This window comes from Mesorhizobium sp. C268A (genome assembly GCF_040324475.1).
In the GTDB taxonomy this organism is placed as follows: Bacteria; Pseudomonadota; Alphaproteobacteria; order Rhizobiales; family Rhizobiaceae; genus Mesorhizobium.
This window is the reverse complement of record NZ_JAMYVX010000001.1, coordinates 4,846,101-4,863,683: the sequence shown is the minus strand read 5'-3', so window position 1 is coordinate 4,863,683 and position 17,583 is coordinate 4,846,101. Positions and strand designations below refer to the sequence as shown.

The 17,583-nt window shown below is 60.8% G+C and carries 15 protein-coding genes; 8 read left to right on the top strand and 7 right to left on the bottom strand.

Going from position 1 to position 17,583, the window contains the following annotated elements; translation table 11 throughout:
* Positions 1–652: 652 nt before the first annotated feature.
* Positions 653–1,528 (bottom strand): LysR substrate-binding domain-containing protein, encoded by an 876-nt coding sequence (locus NKL06_RS23720; RefSeq protein WP_023686274.1) that lies wholly within the window; start codon positions 1,526–1,528, stop codon positions 653–655.
* A gap of 416 nt (positions 1,529–1,944) precedes the next feature.
* Between NKL06_RS23720 and NKL06_RS23715 the strand changes: the two genes are divergently transcribed.
* On the top strand, positions 1,945–3,345 hold the full coding sequence (locus tag NKL06_RS23715; protein ID WP_023686275.1) for a M20/M25/M40 family metallo-hydrolase: 1,401 nt from the start codon (positions 1,945–1,947) through the stop codon (positions 3,343–3,345).
* 1,339 nt (positions 3,346–4,684) lie between these two features.
* Here NKL06_RS23715 and NKL06_RS23710 read toward each other — a convergent pair.
* Genes NKL06_RS23710 through NKL06_RS23690 form a run of 5 tightly spaced genes read right to left on the bottom strand, consistent with a single transcriptional unit; the run spans position 4,685 to position 9,254 of the window.
* On the bottom strand, positions 4,685–5,068 hold the full coding sequence (locus tag NKL06_RS23710; protein WP_081731284.1) for an acyl-CoA thioesterase: 384 nt from the start codon (positions 5,066–5,068) through the stop codon (positions 4,685–4,687).
* 41 nt (positions 5,069–5,109) lie between these two features.
* Entirely contained in the window at positions 5,110–6,045 is a 936-nt protein-coding gene (gene kce, locus NKL06_RS23705; RefSeq protein ID WP_023683354.1) for a 3,5-dioxohexanoate:acetyl-CoA acetone transferase, read from the bottom strand.
* A gap of 31 nt (positions 6,046–6,076) precedes the next feature.
* On the bottom strand, positions 6,077–7,183 hold the full coding sequence (locus NKL06_RS23700) for an ABC transporter ATP-binding protein (protein WP_023683355.1): 1,107 nt from the start codon (positions 7,181–7,183) through the stop codon (positions 6,077–6,079).
* Entirely contained in the window at positions 7,183–7,920 is a 738-nt protein-coding gene (locus NKL06_RS23695; protein WP_023683356.1) for a GntR family transcriptional regulator, read from the bottom strand. Before NKL06_RS23695 ends, NKL06_RS23700 begins: the two co-directional genes overlap by 1 nt.
* Positions 7,920–9,254 (bottom strand): aspartate aminotransferase family protein, encoded by a 1,335-nt coding sequence (locus NKL06_RS23690; protein WP_023691680.1) that lies wholly within the window; start codon positions 9,252–9,254, stop codon positions 7,920–7,922. The genes NKL06_RS23695 and NKL06_RS23690 overlap by 1 nt, the downstream gene beginning before the upstream one ends.
* A 121-nt stretch (positions 9,255–9,375) precedes the next feature.
* Here NKL06_RS23690 and NKL06_RS23685 point away from each other — a divergent pair, with 121 nt between their 5' ends.
* From NKL06_RS23685 to NKL06_RS23655, 7 genes are all read left to right on the top strand, one after another.
* Positions 9,376–10,431, top strand: a complete 1,056-nt coding sequence (locus tag NKL06_RS23685; RefSeq protein WP_023683358.1) for an ABC transporter substrate-binding protein — start codon at positions 9,376–9,378, stop codon at positions 10,429–10,431.
* A 31-nt stretch (positions 10,432–10,462) separates the two neighbouring features.
* Entirely contained in the window at positions 10,463–11,662 is a 1,200-nt protein-coding gene (locus NKL06_RS23680) for an ABC transporter permease (protein WP_023686279.1), read from the top strand.
* Complete coding sequence (locus tag NKL06_RS23675) at positions 11,659–12,468, top strand: ABC transporter permease (protein ID WP_050587016.1); 810 nt, start codon at positions 11,659–11,661, stop codon at positions 12,466–12,468. Before NKL06_RS23680 ends, NKL06_RS23675 begins: the two co-directional genes overlap by 4 nt.
* On the top strand, positions 12,465–13,643 hold the full coding sequence (locus NKL06_RS23670; protein WP_023686281.1) for a M20 aminoacylase family protein: 1,179 nt from the start codon (positions 12,465–12,467) through the stop codon (positions 13,641–13,643). The genes NKL06_RS23675 and NKL06_RS23670 overlap by 4 nt, the downstream gene beginning before the upstream one ends.
* Positions 13,643–15,076: an NAD(P)/FAD-dependent oxidoreductase gene (locus NKL06_RS23665; protein WP_023683362.1), complete on the top strand. Its 1,434-nt coding sequence runs from the start codon at positions 13,643–13,645 to the stop codon at positions 15,074–15,076. The genes NKL06_RS23670 and NKL06_RS23665 overlap by 1 nt, the downstream gene beginning before the upstream one ends.
* A gap of 3 nt (positions 15,077–15,079) precedes the next feature.
* The gene (locus tag NKL06_RS23660) at positions 15,080–15,442 is read left to right on the top strand and encodes a EutQ-related cupin domain-containing protein (protein WP_023683363.1); all 363 of its coding nucleotides are present in this window, start codon (positions 15,080–15,082) and stop codon (positions 15,440–15,442) included.
* A 407-nt stretch (positions 15,443–15,849) separates the two neighbouring features.
* The gene (locus NKL06_RS23655; protein ID WP_023686282.1) at positions 15,850–16,755 is read left to right on the top strand and encodes a LysR family transcriptional regulator; all 906 of its coding nucleotides are present in this window, start codon (positions 15,850–15,852) and stop codon (positions 16,753–16,755) included.
* On the opposite strand, the gene NKL06_RS23650 is transcribed toward NKL06_RS23655, so the two are convergent.
* The gene (locus NKL06_RS23650) at positions 16,739–17,443 is read right to left on the bottom strand and encodes a peroxiredoxin-like family protein (protein ID WP_023686283.1); all 705 of its coding nucleotides are present in this window, start codon (positions 17,441–17,443) and stop codon (positions 16,739–16,741) included. The genes NKL06_RS23655 and NKL06_RS23650 overlap by 17 nt on opposite strands.
* Positions 17,444–17,583 lie beyond the last annotated feature (140 nt).

Below are 17,583 nucleotides of genomic sequence, written 5' to 3'. Positions count from 1 at the left end.
TTATGGGCCTACGGAGTTCTCTGGAGCGCGGGTCGGCTTCAAGTCCGCCATTCGGCGCTTTGCCGTCGCAACAAGAGCATGCGATGCATGCGAGTGCTGCACTTAGCAGAAGGCATCATTTCGAGACCTGTTCGCAACAGCTTGAGAGACGCAATTCGAGGTCATCCAGAAGACCTTGCGTGCGGCCCGAGCCAATTGTGAGCTACGATGGGGCACCGTTGGTGTGCCTTCCATTGTCGAGCGCCGAGCCCGTGTAGGAGGTCGTGATCGCGCATCCCGGTGAGGCGACGCTTTCTCAGCCGCCGGCCACCCAATAACCTGACGGAATAGGAGGCCTAAATCTTACCATTGGACGAACCTGTGCGTCCTTCCCATGATGCAGTCGATGGACGAGTGGTGGGAATACTTTCAAGCTTGAGCAGCCGATACTCGCAACGGCACGCCGCTTCTCTTCATCAACTAGTTGGATGCATCTCAGCCGGGAAGCGTGTTGGTGAAAGGTGGGTTGCAGGGTTTCGTGGAGCGGGATGTGAGCCGTGGAAGTGTGATGGAGGGAACTCTTCACGTAAAGGACTGGTCATCGGAGCAGGCAAGAGCCGATGCAGATCCACTCATCCGGAAGCAACCTGACGCACGAGTGTGTTCGACCATTTCAGATCGCGGCTCGCAAATCCTCGAGGAACTCCGCAATAATACGAGAGGGGAGACGATTGGGCGGCCTGATCAAGAGGGTTCGAAAGTAAAGTGCGGGCTCGAACGGCCGCAAGGTCAGCCCGCGGCCCTCATACGGCTGTGCGGTCAAAGGATCGACAAGGCCGACGCCGACACCAGCAGCCACCATCGCACAGATCGTTGTCGAATAGGGCGTTTCCATCACAGTTCGCACCGCGACGCCGGCTTCCTTGAGAACGTGCTCGGCGTCGCGTCGGGTCGTGTCTTCCGGGGCGAGAGCGATAAATGGACAGCCGGCAAGATCGATTGGGCGGATGATGTCCAAGGACTCGAGTGGATGTCCCTTGGGCACCGCCACGGCTACTGGAAACTGCGCAAACTCGCTCACCTCAACACCCGTGCGATCGATCTCGTCAGCGACAATCCCGAGGTCGAACTGGCCGGAAGCGACGAGGTCGCGCACATTAGAGGACATGCGCGTCTGGAAGGTGACGGCGATGTTCGGATTTCGATCCATAAAGGCGCGAAGGGCGCGCGGAAGAACATTGGTCGAGAGCGCCGAAAGACAAGCGATCCTGAGTTCGCCGGAGCCGTAGTCTCGAATGCGGGCGGCCGCCCCCCTGAGATGGCTGAGGCCAACAAAAGCCTGTTCGACCTCGCGGAAGAAAAGCTGTCCCTCGGGAGTAGGGTGGAGTCTACCCTTGATCCGCTGGAAGAGATCGAAACCAAGCGAGCGTTCCAGCTCTTGGATCATCTTGCTGACCGCTGGCTGGGACACATGCAAAACGTCAGCCGCGCGGGCCGTGGTACCGTTGGTCATCACTACCCGGAAGACCTCAACCTGCCGAAAATTCATCGATGCCGCCACTTCAATTCAATAACTCACGCGAATAGATGTGCGGAAAATTCGCGTCCTTTTCGATCGAAATCCGTACAGCGTTCACAGTGGTTTGGAAAGGCGCTCTCATCCAATTCGTTGTTACACCCCAAGGGCCAACCGAGGACTTTGCATCTCTTGGTGTTGGAGTGCATCCAGCGCCTGTCCATCGACGGCTTCCGAAGCGCGACGTCATGGCCAGGGGCCCGACGCAACATTGCGCCTGAGTATCGGCCTGGAGGACGAAGGCGAGCTCTGGGGCGATATCGAGCGCCTCCTGACAACAAGCATGGGATCAACGGGAACGAAAAGCGCGAGCGAAGGATCTCTCAAGGTCGTCCGCTGCGTCTGACGGCGTCCGCGATAAAAATTTTTGCGCACTTAAGGTGATCAACATGCCGGATGTGGAAAATGTGCTCCGTGACATTGACGACAATTTTGAGGTTTCAGTCCGCAAACTTCTGGAGTTAATCTCTATCCCGTCGGTTTCGAACGAGATTTCGGGCGAACCAGAAATTCGTCGCGCGGCTCACTGGCTCAAGTCGGAGTTGTCAGCGATCGGGCTTTCCGCGGAGATCATCCAGACCAACGGTCACCCGGTTGTCCTCGCCAGTTCTCCCGCAGGCTCCATGATCGAGCGCCCACGTTTGCTGTTTTACGGACACTACGATGTGCAGCCGGTCGGCGACTTGAAACAATGGACGCATTCGCCGTTTGAGCCGCGCGTGATCGAGGAAGAAGATGGCGCTCATCGCTTTTACGGCCGAGGTGCATCGGACAGCAAAAGCCAGCTCTGGACGTTCATCGAGGCTCTCCGTGCATGGAAAAGTATCGAGTGCAGTTTTCCAGCCGACATCATCGTGATGCTGGAAGGGGAAGAGGAGTCGGGTTCGGCAAGTTTGCCTGCCTTCATCGAAGCGCATCGGCATGATCTTCAATGCGACGTCGCGTTCATCTGCGATGCAGAGATGTGGTCGCCCACCCAGCCAGCCATCACGACACGACTCAAGGGGCTGGTCCACGAGCGAGTGACCATCTTGGCGCCCAATCCCGATCTTCATTCAGGCCACTACGGTGCCGTGGCCGCGAACCCCATCCGCATACTGAGCAACATTCTGACAGACATTCATGACAAAGCTGGGCGAGTGCGCATTGAGGGGTTTTACGACGGAGTTCGCGAGATTCCGGATAATCTGCGTCGGCGATGGCGGGGGCTCGAACAAGACGCAGGCCGGTTTGAAGAGGTCAACCTGAGCGGCGGCATAACGGAAGAAGGATATACCACGCTGGAAGCAATGTGGGCACGCCCCACCGTCGACATGAACGGCATCACGGGAGGCAATCAAGGACCGGGCGGACGGTCAGTCTTGCCTGGAAGTGCAACAGCACGTCTCAGCTTCCGGCTCGTCGATGCACAGGAACCGGGGAAGATCCGTGCCGGGTTCAGGGCCTACGTTGAATCGAAGCTTCCGAAGGGTTGCACTGTGGAATTTGAGGGTGATGACGGCAGTCCGGCGGTAGTCCTTTCGCACGACAGCCCTTTCGTAGCTGCCGCTGCGCACGGACTGGAACGCGAGTGGGAAACACCTGCCATTCTGAGAGGGACAGGTGGTGCGATACCCTTAGTCCACCAACTAAGCGAGGTTCTTGGCGTTGAGTGCGTCGTCATCGGCTTCATCTTGCCCGGTGACTTCATCCATGCGCCAGACGAACACTACGATACGCGACGTCTACGAAAGGGCGTTCGCAGCTGGGTTAGGATCTTTGAAGAAATCCAACTGCGGATCGCAGGATAGACGCCGTGAGAGGTTCATAAGTAAAAAACCGCAGCTTTCGAAAGGCGGCGCTGACCCGATCGTTGCCGTCGGTCGGCAGCGGGAGGCATCCACACCAATCGCTGCCGGCCGGTCGGCACAATTAGCAACCTTCGGCAGTCGTTTTCATCTGCCCAGGGGCGGCGGACTTGGCGCTTGTGTCATCCTGCTGACCAGGAGCCGCCTGCTTCGCACTGCCACTCTGCTGGCCAGGCGCACAGTCCTTCGCAGAGTTCGAGTTTGTCGACTTCGTTGTGGTCGAATCCGTGTTGCTATCTGTCGTCGGCATCGTTGTGGTTGTAGTGGAGGAACCACTCGACGTCGTCCCTGTTGTCCCTGTCGTCCCGGCTAAAGCAAGCCCGGTGGAAAGAGCCATCATGGTAGTAGCAAAAAGAAGCCGTTTCATCGTTCATCTCCAAATGACAAAGCAATGTCCCTTCCGTTCGATAACAAGGGTGCCAAGGATCGGTTCCGTGCGCTAATGGATTCTAGCGCAAAGTGGTGGGCTTTTCGGTCGGGTTTGCCCCTGCCCCCTGGCCTCGCGATGTGCTGTTTCGGCAGGGCTTGGGGTCAGGCTTCGGAATAACCATCGGCAGCCGCTTGCGCACCGGTGCGATGCGGATAATGCTGGGTATGGCTGGGCTGGAGCGGAACTCTTTCCAGCCTGGCCCGGCTGCTTTCCCCCTCAGGCGGCAGCGTCTCTGCGGCGGGAGGGCATGCCCATTTGACCGTTTCCGCCCCCTACAGACGCACGGCGGCCTGCGGTGTTTCGGCCAGACAAGGGCTGCGTGTTGACCTGGATCGTGCCCGGCGTATCAATATTGTTTCGAGGCCGACTGCTTGGCGACGCGATATGATTGGGTTGTGGGAACCCTGCGATTTCTCGAAAGTACCGGCATAGGGTATCCTGGGGACGATAGGGAGCGGCCAAATCGTCGGCAGAAGAACGTCCGAAAGGGCTATCGGCAGCTCCGTCGTGGGAACGAAAAAAGTAGAGAAGCAGAACTTTCGTGTGCGATTTTTGCACACGCCTTCCGACAACCATCTGATAGACGTATCTGCCCCGTCCATCATTGCGACGAGTCTTGTTTTTCAACGTCGTGACACTCGATACCGAATTGCCGTCACGCTGGCTGACGATAGCAAAAGAGCGCCCTTGCGAATGTCCCGCTACCAATTCAACCCCGCTATCGTACGCAACGGCCCGATTGTGTCGGCCGCCCAATGCGGTGTCTGTGCAATTGCGGCTATATTTTGCCCTTCCTATGGCGAGTAGAAGCCTTCCGCGACCTACCGCATCTCGCTCAAGACATTCTCGCCGTCACCCATGCGCATCGGCTTCACCCCTCGGGAGATTTGCGCTCGCTTGTCGGGCCTTGCCTTCGATCTCGATCTTGCTCCGCGCTTGAAGATCGAAGCGCACCGTTACGGTGCGCATGCGTGCATGCAGCACATCGTCCAGCGTGCCGCGCATTTCATGCAGATAGGTCAGCGACGACTTCCCAAGCTTTTCTATAACGGTGCGAACGGTGACCAGAGTTCCCACCTCGGTTTCGTGCACGTAGTCGATCTCCATCCTCACATCCGCCCAGCCGAGCGTCGGCGTCAAACGGGGATCGGCGATCCTGCCGAGCAGCTGGAAACTGGCGTCGTCGAACATAGCGACGTAGTGACGGACGTTGAGATGGCCCATCGCGTCACACATCCAAGGATGGACGACGCCGACATAAGTTTCAATCGGGGGCGTCAAAACCCGACCTCGTTTCCGCCCTTGAGATCCAGCAACTGGCGGGCTTCGTCGGGGGTTGCGATTTCAAGCGACAGTTCGCCAAGGATGCGCTTGATCTTGGCGACCTGCTCGGCATTGCTCTTGGCAAGCGCGCCCTTGCCGATATAGAGACTGTCTTCCAGCCCGACACGCACATTGCCACCCATGATCGCACCCATCGTGCAGAGGTTCATCTGGTGCTTGCCGGCGGCAAGGATCGACCAGAGATAGTCGTCTCCGAACAGCCTGTCCGCCGTCCTGCGCATGTGCATCATGTCTTCGGCGTCGGCGCCGATTCCGCCCAGAAGCCCGAAGATCGTCTGGACGAAAAGCGGCGGCTTCAGCAGCTTGCGGTCGAGAAAGTGCGCCAGCGTGTAGAGGTGACTGACGTCATAGCACTCGAACTCGAACTTGGTGCCGTAGGCCTGGCCAACCTCGAGGATGATGCGCTCGATCTGCTCGAACGTGTTGGAGACGATGCCCTTCTTCGTGTCTTCCAGGTAGCCCTTCTCCCAGTCGTACTTCCAGTCGGTGTATTTCGGCGCGATGTGGTGCAGGGCGAAATTCATCGATCCCATGTTGAGCGAGCAGAGTTCGGGCTTGGCGGCATGGGCGGCTTCGAGACGTTCGTCGAGCGTCATCTTGAGGCCGCCGCCGGTGGAGATGTTCATCACTGCGTTGGTTTGCTGCTTGATGCGGGGCAGGAAGTCCATGAAAAGCCTGGGATCGGGGGTGGGTTTGCCCGTCTCGGGGTCGCGGGCATGTAGATGGATTACCGAGGCGCCAGCTTCGGCTGCGCCAACAGCGGCATCGACGATCTCGCTCGGCGTTATCGGCAAATAGGGACTCATGGTCGGCGTGTGGATCGATCCGGTGACCGCACAGGTGATGACGACTTTCGGCGATTTCTTCATAGCTGGAGCCTCCCTTGTCTGCCTTTTGTTGTTATCGATCGAGCGCGAGGCAATCCTCGCGGCCACAACCCAGCCGGATCGCCGTACCCGGATCGAGCTTCGGTTGAGACGATGAAGTGGCTAGCTTGACGATGAGTTTCTGGCCGCTCGCGGTCGCGGCGATGAGCCGGACATGATCGCCGACATAGATTGACTGAACGACCGTCGACGGGATCTCGTTGAGTGCCGTGACGCCGTCCTGCAGAACGGACAGGCGCTCGGGCCTTATCGACAGCGTTATCTTGGTGCCCGCGGCAAGCGCAGCGCCGCAGGACATGGCGTTCAACACAACGTCGCCGTCGTCGAGACGGACGGATACGCCGCCATCCTCGCTCCCGGCCAGCACGGCGCCGAACATGCGGTTGTTCTCACCGATGAAGCTTGCGACAAAGCTCGCCGCGGGACGCTCGTACAGTTCGCGCGGCGTCGACAGTTGCTCGATGCGGCCGGCGCTGAACACCGCGATCCGGTCCGACATGGTTAGCGCTTCGGTCTGGTCGTGCGTGACGTAGACGAAGGTCACGCCCAGCCGGGCGTGAATATCCTTGATCTCGAACTGCATCTGCTCGCGCAGCTGCTTGTCGAGGGCGCCAAGCGGTTCGTCCATCAAGACAAGATTTGGTTCGAAAATCAGGGCGCGGGCAACCGCCACACGTTGTTGCTGCCCGCCCGAAAGCTGCGCTGGCCGCCGATTGCCGAATTCGGGCAACTGGACCATGTCGAGAACGTTCCCGACACGTCGCCTGACCTCCTCGCGGCCAAGTTTGCGGACCTCGAGCGGGAAAGCCAGATTTTCGGCGACCGTCATGTGCGGGAAAAGCGCGTAGTTCTGGAACACCATGCCGATGCCGCGACAATTGGCGGGAACGTTGTCGATGCGCTGACCGTCAATGAGAATTTCGCCCTCGGTCGTATCTTCGAATCCTGCCAGCATCATCAACGCCGTCGTCTTGCCGGACCCGGAAGGGCCTAGCAGCGTCAGGAATTCGCCGCGCATGATTTCCAGGTCGAGCTGGCGCACCGCCTGGACCGCATGCCCGTAGCGCTTGCTGACGCCGCGAAACTCGACGTGAACCGGCCCACGCGGAGATCCGCCCATCACCGCGCCTGCGCCTTCGGATCACGGCGCACCGAAGTCGGGCGCTTTCGAGCAGGCTGCACCTCAGCCGCCGCCGCGGCGCGAAGAATGATGTCGGCGGCCTCGCGCAGATCGGCCACCAGGGCCTTGCGCGCAGCCGCGCCATCGGCGCGACGCAGCGCCGCGAGCATTTCGTCGTGATGGTCCAGGCCCAGGCCGTAGGTCACGTCCGAGCGGACGATGTTCAAGAACGGTCCTGCCTGCAGCCACAATTTCTCGATGATCTGCTGGATGAGAGGTGACCGCGCGGCATGGTACATCGTGAAATGGAACCGCCTGTTCAGGCCGAGATAGTTAGCCATGACGTTGCTCTCGACGCACTCGCGCATCAGGCTGTTCAGCTTCGCCAATTCATCGAGTTCTTCGGGCGTGATGGTCGTCGCAGCCCATTCGGCCGCCGTCCCTTCGACGCTGCAGCGCACACGCACGAGATCCGAAATACGCGCCACCGTGGCCTCGGGGACGATGACGCCCCGGTTTGGGTGGTCGAACATCGCCTCGTCGCTGACGAGTTGCCGCAAGGCCTCGCGCACCGGCATGGCGCTGGTCCGGTACTGTTCGGCAAGCTGTCGCACGACCAGTCTTTGGCCGGGCAGGAAGTCACCGTTCATCAGTGCTTCCTTCAAGCCCGTATGGACACGAACATGAGCTGTCTTTTGCGCGGCCGAGCCGGCGGTGGCATCCTTGCGATCAAGCATCAGTTTGTCCGGCGGGGCAGTATTTTGAGGTTGCTCGACAGGAAATCGTCGAATGCGGCGGCGAAGCCGTCGAGTTCGGCGTCGCCAAATGGCAGTGACAACGCCAGCATGCCGCGCGGCGTCACGTAGTACCCTCGCAACAGCATCTCGATATGCCAAAGCGCAATCACCGATGGATCGGCATCGTCGAGCCGCGCCGGCGTGTCCACCGGCCCCCTGACGAAATGCAGGTTCATCAACGACCCGCGCCCTATGACGATGCCCTCGACGGCATGTCGTTCAAGTGAGACGTTCATCGCTTCACGCAAGCGATCGCCGCGCGCATTGATGGCGCGGCTCGCCTCTCGCGTCAGCACCTGCGTCAGACCGGTGAAACCAGCAGCCATGCTGAGAATATTGTTGTTGAACGTCCCGCCATGCGAGAACGCATCAGGCAAAGCCGGATCGAAGCGGTCGACGAGGTCGGCGCGTCCACCGAATGCGCCAAAACTCGCACCGCCGCCGATGTACTTTCCGAGCGTCACGAAATCGGGAAAAATTTCATGCGCGCCATGGAGCGCTCGATAGTCGAGGCGCGAGGTCATGACCTCGTCGAAGATCAGCAGCGCGCCGGTCTCCTTCGTCGCTGTGCGCAGCGCTTGCAGGAACTCGCAGGTCGCCGGGATGCAGCCGCCACCGCCCATCATCGGTTCGACGATGACGGCGGCAAGGTCGTCGCCCTGTTCCTTGATGAGCGCCACGGCGCCTGCACTATCGTTGTAGTCGGCGAAGACAAAGGGGAAAGGCAAATTGAGCGGTGAGCCGCCATGCGCAAAAGTCAGTACGCCGCCGTGATAGCCTTCCCGGAAGGCGAGTATCTTCGAACGCTTCGTGATGGCGCGAGCGGCGGAAATCGCCATGATGTTCGCCTCGGTGCCCGAGTTGCAGAAGCGCACGCGCTCGATGGCTGGAAAACGCTCGACCACCGCCGCTGCCAGGCGCGCCTCGTAGCGGTTGGGTGCACCCAGCATGATGCCGCCCTGTATGACGTCCACAAGGGCCGCCGAAATCGCCTTGTCGGAGTGGCCGTAGAAGCCGGCGCTGTATTCCGAGACCAAGTCGACATAGGTATGGCCGTCGAGATCGGTGACCCTGCAGCCCTCGCCGGAGACGAACGAAACAGGGAATGGCGGGTACCAAAGTACAGCCCTCGTATTGCCGCCCGGCAAGGATGCCGCGGCCTCGTTCTGACGCGCCAGGCTGTTCGGGTTGGCGTCAGCGAAACACTGTCGCGCCTCGTCCAGAACAGCAGCGAGACTGACATTGGCGCGCACGTCTCTAGTGCCTTGCAGCATTCGATCAAATCCCCTTATCTTTTTAACTTTTTTGCACCCTATCGCAAATTCCTATTGCTAATCAATCCATTTTGCGTTTGAAATTTGATCAAATCTACAACGATAAGAAAGGGGAACTGCAATGAGGACTTATCTGCAAGCCGTATCTGCCGCCGCGATCTGCCTCGCGACCTCGACTTTTGCCGCGTCCGCGGCCGATCCCGTCACGGTGGTCGGCTGGGGTGGTACATGGGACAAGGCCTACAAGGATGGAGTCTGGGACAAGTACACCGAAAAGACGGGCGTCCCGATCGTCATGGAAGAGTGGGGCGGCGAGGTCGCCAAGGTGCGTGCCCAGGTGCAAGCGGGCAACATTACTTACGACGTCGTCTCGGTGGAAGCGCCCGCCATGGAAGTCGGCTGCGCCGAAGGCCTGTTCGTCCCGCTGACACCCGAGATCACAGGCGACGCAGCGAACTATCTCCCAGGAACCCTGCACGAATGCGGTGTCGCGTCCGACACATGGGCAACGGTTCTTGCCTACAACACGGATGTCTATAAGGGCGACGCCGCGCCAAAGAGCTGGGCGGACTTCTGGAACGTCGAGAAATTTCCAGGAAAGCGCGGCCTCTACCAGCAAGCGCAGTTCACGCTGGAAAATGCGCTCATGGCCGACGGCGTGAAACGCGAGGACATGTACAAGGTGCTGGCCACGCCGGAAGGTGTCGACCGGGCTTTCGCCATGCTCGACAAGATCAAGCCGAACGTCGTCTGGTGGTCCACCACGACGCAGGGCATCCAGAACCTCGACAGCGGCGAAGTGACGCTCAGCGACGCGTTCAATGCACGCATCACCAACGAAGCCATCAACGAGAAGAAGCCCTACGCCATCGCGTGGGACGCCGGCTTCTTCTACGGCACCGACTACTGGGCCGTGGTGAAGGGCGCACCACACCAGCAGGGCGGGCTGGATCTCCTCAAGTGGTTTTCCATCCCTGAAAACCAGGCCGGCTTCTCCAAGCTCTATGCCTATGGCACCGGCCGCAAGGAAGCCGCCGACCTCATTCCCGCGGACTGGAAGGCCAACCTGCCGACGTCGCCGGAGCACCTCCAGTACGGCGCCGCCTATGACAACGACTTCTGGACCGAGCACAAGGAAGCGTTGGAAGAACGCTTCAAGGCCTGGCTCGCGAAGTAACTTGGGCATGTTGGTCGGGACAAAACCGGCTATGAAGCGACGCCAACGGGGCGGCATGCTCGCCCTGTTGACGGCTCCGCTTATATTATTCGTCGTCATTCTGTTTCTGTGGCCGGTGGCGCGCTTCCTCGCTCTGGCCGTCGACAACTCGGATTTCTCGAACAACCTGCCGCGCACCATTGCCGCTCTGGCCGGCTGGAAAGCAGAGAGCGGCCTGCCTGGCGAACCCGTCTTTGCAGCACTCGTCGAGGACCTGGCCGACGCGCGGCGCGCCGGGAAGGAAGGCGTCCTGGCGCAACTCGTGAACCAGCGCGTTGTCGGTAGCCGTTTCCTCGTCATCAAGACGGCAAAGGATGCGGCCGACGGCAAGCTCGGCATGCGCCCCGTGCGCGACGAGGTGCTCGCCAAACAGGCCGGCTGGAAAAACATCGATCTCTGGCAGGTCATAGCGCGTCAGCAAAGCGCGCGAACGGACTATTATCTGCTTGCGAGCCTCGACCTGAAGCGCGGCGCGGACAATTCGATCGAAGCCGTTTCGGCCGACCGCGCCATCTTCGTCGACGCGCTGCTGCGTACGATCTGGATCAGCATCGTGGTGACGGTCATCTGCGCGGTGCTCGCCGTGCCGCTGGCGCAGGCGATCGTCAGCGCGCCGCCTGCCTGGTCGAAGCTGATGTTCGCGCTGATCCTGTTTCCGCTCTGGACATCGCTGCTGGTGCGCACCGTCATCTGGATCATCGTGCTGCAGAAGAACGGTCCCGTGAATTCCACACTGCTCGGATTGGGTATCGTCAGCGAACCCCTCGACCTCATCTACACCCGCTTTTCGCTGTACCTGGCGATGGTTCAGGTTCTGCTGCCCATGATGGTCCTCTCCGTCGTCGCCGTCATGCGGCGGGTTCCGACCACCTACATGCGCGCGGCGCTGTCGTTGGGTGCCCCGTGGCTCACGGCGTGGCGCCGCGTGCAGTTGCCGTTGATCCTGCCCGGGATCCTGTCCGGCGGGGCGATCGTTTTTGTCTTCGCGCTCGGCTATTACATCACCCCGACGCTTGTCGGCGGGCCGACGGACCAGATGATCTCCAGCTACATAGCCTTCTACACCAACAGCACGCTGAACTGGGGCATGGGCGCAGCGCTTTCCCTGCAACTGCTCATGATCCTCGTGTTGTTTGCGTTCCTGTTCTGGACGGCATCCGTCCTCTTCCGCAGCAAGGCGCATGTCGCATGAGCGCCGACCGCTTCCGGAAATGGCTGATGTATGCCTATGCGGCGACGTTGCTGGCTTTCATCATCCTGCCCCTGCTGATCGTGGTCCCCATGTCACTGACCTCGAGCAATTCGCTGGCATTTCCAACGCCGGGCTGGTCGTTGCGCTGGTATGCCGAGCTGTGGGTCGACGAGCGCTGGCCGAACGCGCTGTGGAACTCGGTCGTCATCGGGCTATCCACCACGGTTCTGGCTTTGCTGCTCGGCATACCTGCGGCGATCGGGCTCGCCTGGGGTGATTTTGCCGGGAAACGTATCCTCTACGCGATCATCGCCGCGCCTTTGGTGACGCCGGTCGTCATCGTCGGCGTCGCGGCCTTTTCATTCTTCGCCACGCTGGGACTCGTTGGCAGCAAGCTATCGATCATTCTGGTGCACACGGCGATGGCCGTGCCTGTGATGCTGACCACCGTCGTCGCCAGCCTTTCGACCTTCGACCGGACGCTGGTTCGTGCGGCGGCATCGCTGGGCGCCGGCGCCATGCGCACCTTCTTCAAGGTGGTGCTGCCGCTGATAGCGCCGGGCGTCGTTACAGGGGCCATCATCGCCTTCATCATTTCTTTCGACGAAGTCGTCGTCGCAAGCTTCCTCTCGACGGGCGCGGAGCGAACCTTGCCCCGCATGATATTCTCCGGGTTGCGCGAGTCCATCAGCCCTGCCATCGCGGCCGTCGCCGTGCTGCTGATCGCTTTCTCGGCGATCCTGCTTGGGGTCATCGCCATCCTGCAGAGCCGCTCGCAAGCTCTCCGCGCAAAGGCATTGGCATGAAACTGGTTCCGTCGGTGCAGCAACTCGAGACCGAGATGACGGCATGGCGGCGGCATCTCCATGCCAATCCCGAACTCGGTTTCGAAGAGTTCGAGACGGCCCATTTCGTGGCGGACAAACTGCGCGCGTGGGGCATCGAGACGACCGAAGGCGTCGGACGCACAGGTGTAGTCGGGACGCTCAGGGGCAGGCTCGGCGCTGGTCGGAGCCTTGGCATCCGCGCCGACATGGATGCCCTGCCGATGACAGAGGCACGGCCGCTGGCGCATGCGTCCCGCACCCCCGGGCGGATGCATGGCTGCGGCCATGACGGCCATACCACTATGCTGCTCGGCGCAGCCTCGGCGCTTGTTCGCTCGCCCGACTTCGCCGGCACGGTGCATTTCATCTTCCAGCCGGCCGAGGAGGGTCGAGGTGGGGCGCTTGCCATGCTGAACGAGGGCCTTTTCGAGCGTTTCCCCTGCGATGAAGTCTACGCGCTGCACAATTGCGAACGGCCGCTCGGCGAGATCGCCGTCCACCGCGGAACGGTGGCCGCGGCGGCCGATCGCTTCGAGATCGTCGTCCACGGAAGGGGCGGCCATGCGGCGATGCCGCATCTGGCGATCAATCCACTCCCCATCGCCGCGCGCATCCTGCTGGCAATCGAAGCCCTGCCCGGCCGCGTCACCGATGTGCATTCTTCCGCAATCGTCACCGTTGGCAGCCTGCGCGCCGGCGAAGCCTTCAACACCATCCCCGATACGGCGTTTCTGACCGGCACCGTGCGCACCTTTGACCATCAGGTTCAAAAGACGCTGGAGACGGCAATCCGCCGCATCGCGAAAAACGAAGCTGAAGCTTTTGGCGCCGACGTCGACATCCGCTACGAAACGCCCTTCGCACCGACGATAAACACTGCGGCGCAAGCCGACGCGATGATCGCAATTGTGAACGAGGTGATGGGACCGGCAAGTCTCGTCATCGATCCGCCTCCCGAGATGGGTTCTGAAGATTTCTGCTACATGCTGGAACAGCGGCCCGGCTGCTATTTCCTGCTCGGCCAGGCCGACGATGCGCACCAGGCTGCGGCTCACGACACCAACTACGATTTCAACGACGCAATCCTGCCGATTGGCGCGAGCCTTTGGGTCAGGCTCGTGGAGCGCCGCCTATCAGCCAGAGGCGCATCGTGATGCAACTGACGGAAAAGGACATCGTCTGGCGAAGCCATTGGCTGCGGCAGGCCCTGCCCGAGGACCCAGACCTTGCGCCTCCGCTCGAAGAGGCGACCCAGGCTGACATCTGCATCGTCGGCGGCGGCTATCTGGGCCTGTGGACCGCCATACGCCTCAAGGAGCACAATCCCGCCTTCGATGTTGTCATCGTCGAGCGCGACATTTGCGGCGGTGGCCCGAGCGGCCGCAACTCCGGCATGGTGCTCTCGGCATGGACGAAATACAGCGCGCTCGCCGCGCTGCGCGACGGAAACGATGCACTTTCGATCATCAAGGCATCCGAAGCCGCAATCGGCGGCATCGAGGCTTTCTGCAAGGCCGAGGGAATAGACAGCTGGTTTGATCGCATCGGCTGGATCTGGGGTGCGACGTGCGAAGCCCAGCTTGGCGCCTGGGACGACGCGTTGAACAAGCTGGCGGCGCATGGCTACGTGCCGGCGCGACGAGTTTCGCGCGAGGAGATCGCAGCGATGGCCGGCACGACGAGCCACTTCGGCGGCGCGTTCGATGCGTCGTCGGCAACCGTGCACCCCGGCTACCTGGTGCGCGGCCTGCGCCGGGCAGCACTGAAGCGCGGCGTGCGCATCTACGAGAAATCGCCGATGACGCGTTTTTCACGCGGCGGCAAGCTCAAGGTGGAAACGGCGAGAGGAACTGTGTCCTGTGGCAAGATCGTGCTTGCCATGAATGCATGGTCCGGCGCCATTCCCGAACTTGCGCCGGCAATCTTCAACATCTCCAGCGACGACGCCATGTCGAAGCGCATTCCAGACCTTCTCGACAAGGTCGGCTACCGCCGCGCGCCGCTGATGATCGATTCCCGCGTCTTCGTTGGCGGTTGGTCGCCGACCCGCGATGGCCGGCTGTCTGTTGGCGTCAGTGGCGGCGTCATCGGCCTCGGCGGCATCGTCGACCAGCGATTTCATGGCCAATCGCCACGGGTTGCCGACATGCGCCGCGTGTTGCGGGACGGTCACCCGGCGCTCGCCGGCTTTCCGCTCGATACATCGTGGAACGGACCCATCGACCGGACCGTCAGCGGCGTGCCGCTGTTCGGCGCCCTGCCCTCTAACCGCGACATCATTTACGGCTACGGCTTTTCAGGCAACGGTACGACGATGGCCTATCTCGGCGGCAAGATCCTGACCACCCTGTTGACCGCAGGCGAATCCGAACTAACCCATTCGGCGCTCGTGCGTCCGGTGACGCGAGGCTTCCCACCCGAACCATTCCGTTTCGTCGGCGCGCATTTCGTTCGTGGCGCGGTGCGGCGGCGCGACGATCTCGAACATGCCGGCCGAAAACCCGACCTCTTGACCAGATGGCTCGCGGGACTGGCCCCGTCCGGCGTCACCCCTTCGAAAGCCAACCTCCGCGCAAGGAAAGGATAAACGGTGTCCAAGGCCAAGATCTTCAAGCACAGCGAATTGACCCTGAAGCCGTCCATCACACCGACCGGCACATCCTCGATTGCCCGCGTCATCAATGCCGATATCAGTCGGACCATGGGCGGCGGCATCGAGTATCTCGAGAACGCCTCGATCGACTGGACCGTGACCTACGACGAGGTGCTGTTCATCCACGAGGGCACCTTGACGATCGAACTGGACGACGGTCGCCATGAGTGCAATCCCGGCGATATCGTCTGGCTGCCAAACGGCACCCACCTGAAATACATCGCCACCGAGCGTACCGGCTATTTCTATTGCCTTTACCCGTTCGACTGGGCAGCGCGGCAGGGAACGGTAGAACCCTGAACTGACAGGCACTCCTTTTCCATGCGTTGGCCATCCGCAGCGCAGTTCCGAACCCGGGGCGTCCAGAAATCGACTCCGGCTCCCACTCCTTGGGTTGTCACCACACGGCTTAGACGTGCAATCTCAAGTGACTCTTTGCGACCTCAGCTTGCCTGGAAGGGAGGTCTCGTTGTTACGAGACCTCTGCACAGCTGAGCACGACCTTCGGAACTTCAAAGCTGGAATCCAGGCGAGGATGTGCCAAGTGCCCGACAACCCGCCGGCCAAAGCCGGCGGCACTTCAGAGCCCGATTGCACCGTTTCGCCTCCGCAAGCCCTCCGCCTTTGCCTTAGCGTCCTGTTGCGCTAGCATAGATAGAAGCTAGCTACGCCTGACGAATCGGATTTCGCTGAGGGGGCGGAAATTCATGGAGATGCAGCAGGTTCGCTATTTTCTGGCCCTGTCCAACACGCTTAATTTCACCAGAGCAGCGGAAGAGTGCAATGTCACGCAGCCGGCTCTGACGCGCGCAATCAAGACCCTCGAAGACGAATTGGGCGGTGAGCTGCTTCGGCGCGAGCGCCAACATTCCCATCTGACCGAGCTTGGCCGACGCATGCTGCCCTTGCTGCAGCAGTGTTACGATGCTGCCACTTCCGCTAAATCGCTCGCCAAGGCGGTGCAAAGCAGCGACGTGGCCCCGCTTAATGTCACCATTTCCAACAGCGTCAACATCGCACTTCTGGTCTCGCCGTTTACGGAGCTTTTCCGGGCCTATCCCGGCGTGCATCTCAAGATCAACCGCGGCTCGCCGAACGCTGTGATTGATGCGCTGAAGAACGGCGATGTCGAACTCGCCGTTGCCGGTCCGCTGGGGGCGGCATGGGACCGGCTCGACACCTGGCCGCTGTTCCAAGAAGGCATAGAGCTCGTGGTGAATTCCGATCATCCGCTTGCACGCCGCAACGAGGCCGATGTCGCGTTGATCCAGCTTGTCGCGGAGCCAGTGTTGAGCAGGATCGACTGGGAAACGAGCGAGGAGCTGTCACGCTGCCTGTCGGCAAATGGACTGACGCCACGGTCCGCGCATGAGGTCGAGACCGATCATGATCTCTTGGCGCTACTGGAAGCAAACGCCGGCGTTGGTTTTGTCTCGGTGACTGCGCCACGCTCGCCAAACGTCCGTAGGCTAAAGCTCCGCGACTTGGACATCTCGCGGGTCGTTGCCGTCTATGCAGTCGCCGGCCGCCACCGTTCCCCAGTGGCAACGACGCTGCTAAACCTGTTGCGATCGACCGACTGGTCGACCTTTGGCGTCAGTGAGCCCGCCTAAGCGCCCCGATCAAGTCTTCAATGTCCATCCGCCGGCGGTAGTCCGGATCAACGAAGCGGTCGGTGATGATGCCGTCCGTGCCGACGACGAAGGTCGCGGGGATCGGCAGGAACCAGCTGGAGTTGCCTTGAAAGTTTGGGATGTCATAGGCAACGCCCATCAACCGCTCCATCTCGGCCCCGATCCAAATCGCAAGGTTGAGCGAGAGGGCATAGCCATTATCCATGTCGGTGAGGAATGGAAACTTGGCGCCCACAGCTGCCTTCATCGCCTTCGCGAACCTGCGCCGCTCCGGCATAATCGCCACAATCTGGCCGCCCAAAGTGGTAATCTCCTCCTGAGCTTCAACGATGCCAATCGCATTCAACCGGCAATATGGACACCAGTGCCCGCGCTGAAAGGTGATCACGGCCGGACCTTGGGAGAGGATGTCGCCCAGGCCAATCAGTCTCCCCTCGTCATCGGGCAGCAGGAATCCCGGCATGATATCGCCGGGAGTCGGCGCCATGGATCCAGCCCCTTGCTGCCCTAGGCGCGTCACCAGGCGGTCCACCGCATCCGCAAAATCCGAGTTTAGTCGGCGCACGGCACCGGCAATCACCGCCAGCCGGTCGTTGAGAGGTGCGTCGAGTTCGATGGCAGCCTGCACGGACTGTTCAAACGTCATTGCCTGGTCGTCGGCGTCCATTTCTGCACTTTCGCAATTGCATACAGCCTATCATTGAAGCCCCACGGGCACGGCCATGCTTTTCTTGCATGGAGTCGATGCCTTGCGTGCATCGAAACTGCACGGATTCACCTTCTGTTCGTTATTTCCGCTCGAGTTGT

Excerpts from the sequence above, each read along its gene's own strand:
- NKL06_RS23650 (WP_023686283.1), bottom strand. The coding sequence starts at position 17,443 with ATGGACGCCGACGACCAGGCAATGACGTTTGAACAGTCCGTGCAGGCT.
- NKL06_RS23685 (WP_023683358.1), top strand. The coding sequence starts at position 9,376 with ATGAGGACTTATCTGCAAGCCGTATCTGCCGCCGCGATCTGCCTCGCG.
- NKL06_RS23715 (WP_023686275.1), top strand. The coding sequence starts at position 1,945 with ATGCCGGATGTGGAAAATGTGCTCCGTGACATTGACGACAATTTTGAG.
- NKL06_RS23710 (WP_081731284.1), bottom strand. The coding sequence starts at position 5,068 with ATGTGTGACGCGATGGGCCATCTCAACGTCCGTCACTACGTCGCTATG.
- NKL06_RS23665 (WP_023683362.1), top strand. The coding sequence starts at position 13,643 with ATGCAACTGACGGAAAAGGACATCGTCTGGCGAAGCCATTGGCTGCGG.
- NKL06_RS23690 (WP_023691680.1), bottom strand. The coding sequence starts at position 9,254 with ATGCTGCAAGGCACTAGAGACGTGCGCGCCAATGTCAGTCTCGCTGCT.
- NKL06_RS23655 (WP_023686282.1), top strand. The coding sequence starts at position 15,850 with ATGGAGATGCAGCAGGTTCGCTATTTTCTGGCCCTGTCCAACACGCTT.
- NKL06_RS23675 (WP_050587016.1), top strand. The coding sequence starts at position 11,659 with ATGAGCGCCGACCGCTTCCGGAAATGGCTGATGTATGCCTATGCGGCG.
- NKL06_RS23680 (WP_023686279.1), top strand. The coding sequence starts at position 10,463 with ATGAAGCGACGCCAACGGGGCGGCATGCTCGCCCTGTTGACGGCTCCG.
- NKL06_RS23700 (WP_023683355.1), bottom strand. The coding sequence starts at position 7,183 with ATGGGCGGATCTCCGCGTGGGCCGGTTCACGTCGAGTTTCGCGGCGTC.
- NKL06_RS23720 (WP_023686274.1), bottom strand. The coding sequence starts at position 1,528 with ATGAATTTTCGGCAGGTTGAGGTCTTCCGGGTAGTGATGACCAACGGT.
- kce (WP_023683354.1), bottom strand. The coding sequence starts at position 6,045 with ATGAAGAAATCGCCGAAAGTCGTCATCACCTGTGCGGTCACCGGATCG.
- NKL06_RS23695 (WP_023683356.1), bottom strand. The coding sequence starts at position 7,920 with ATGCTTGATCGCAAGGATGCCACCGCCGGCTCGGCCGCGCAAAAGACA.
- NKL06_RS23670 (WP_023686281.1), top strand. The coding sequence starts at position 12,465 with ATGAAACTGGTTCCGTCGGTGCAGCAACTCGAGACCGAGATGACGGCA.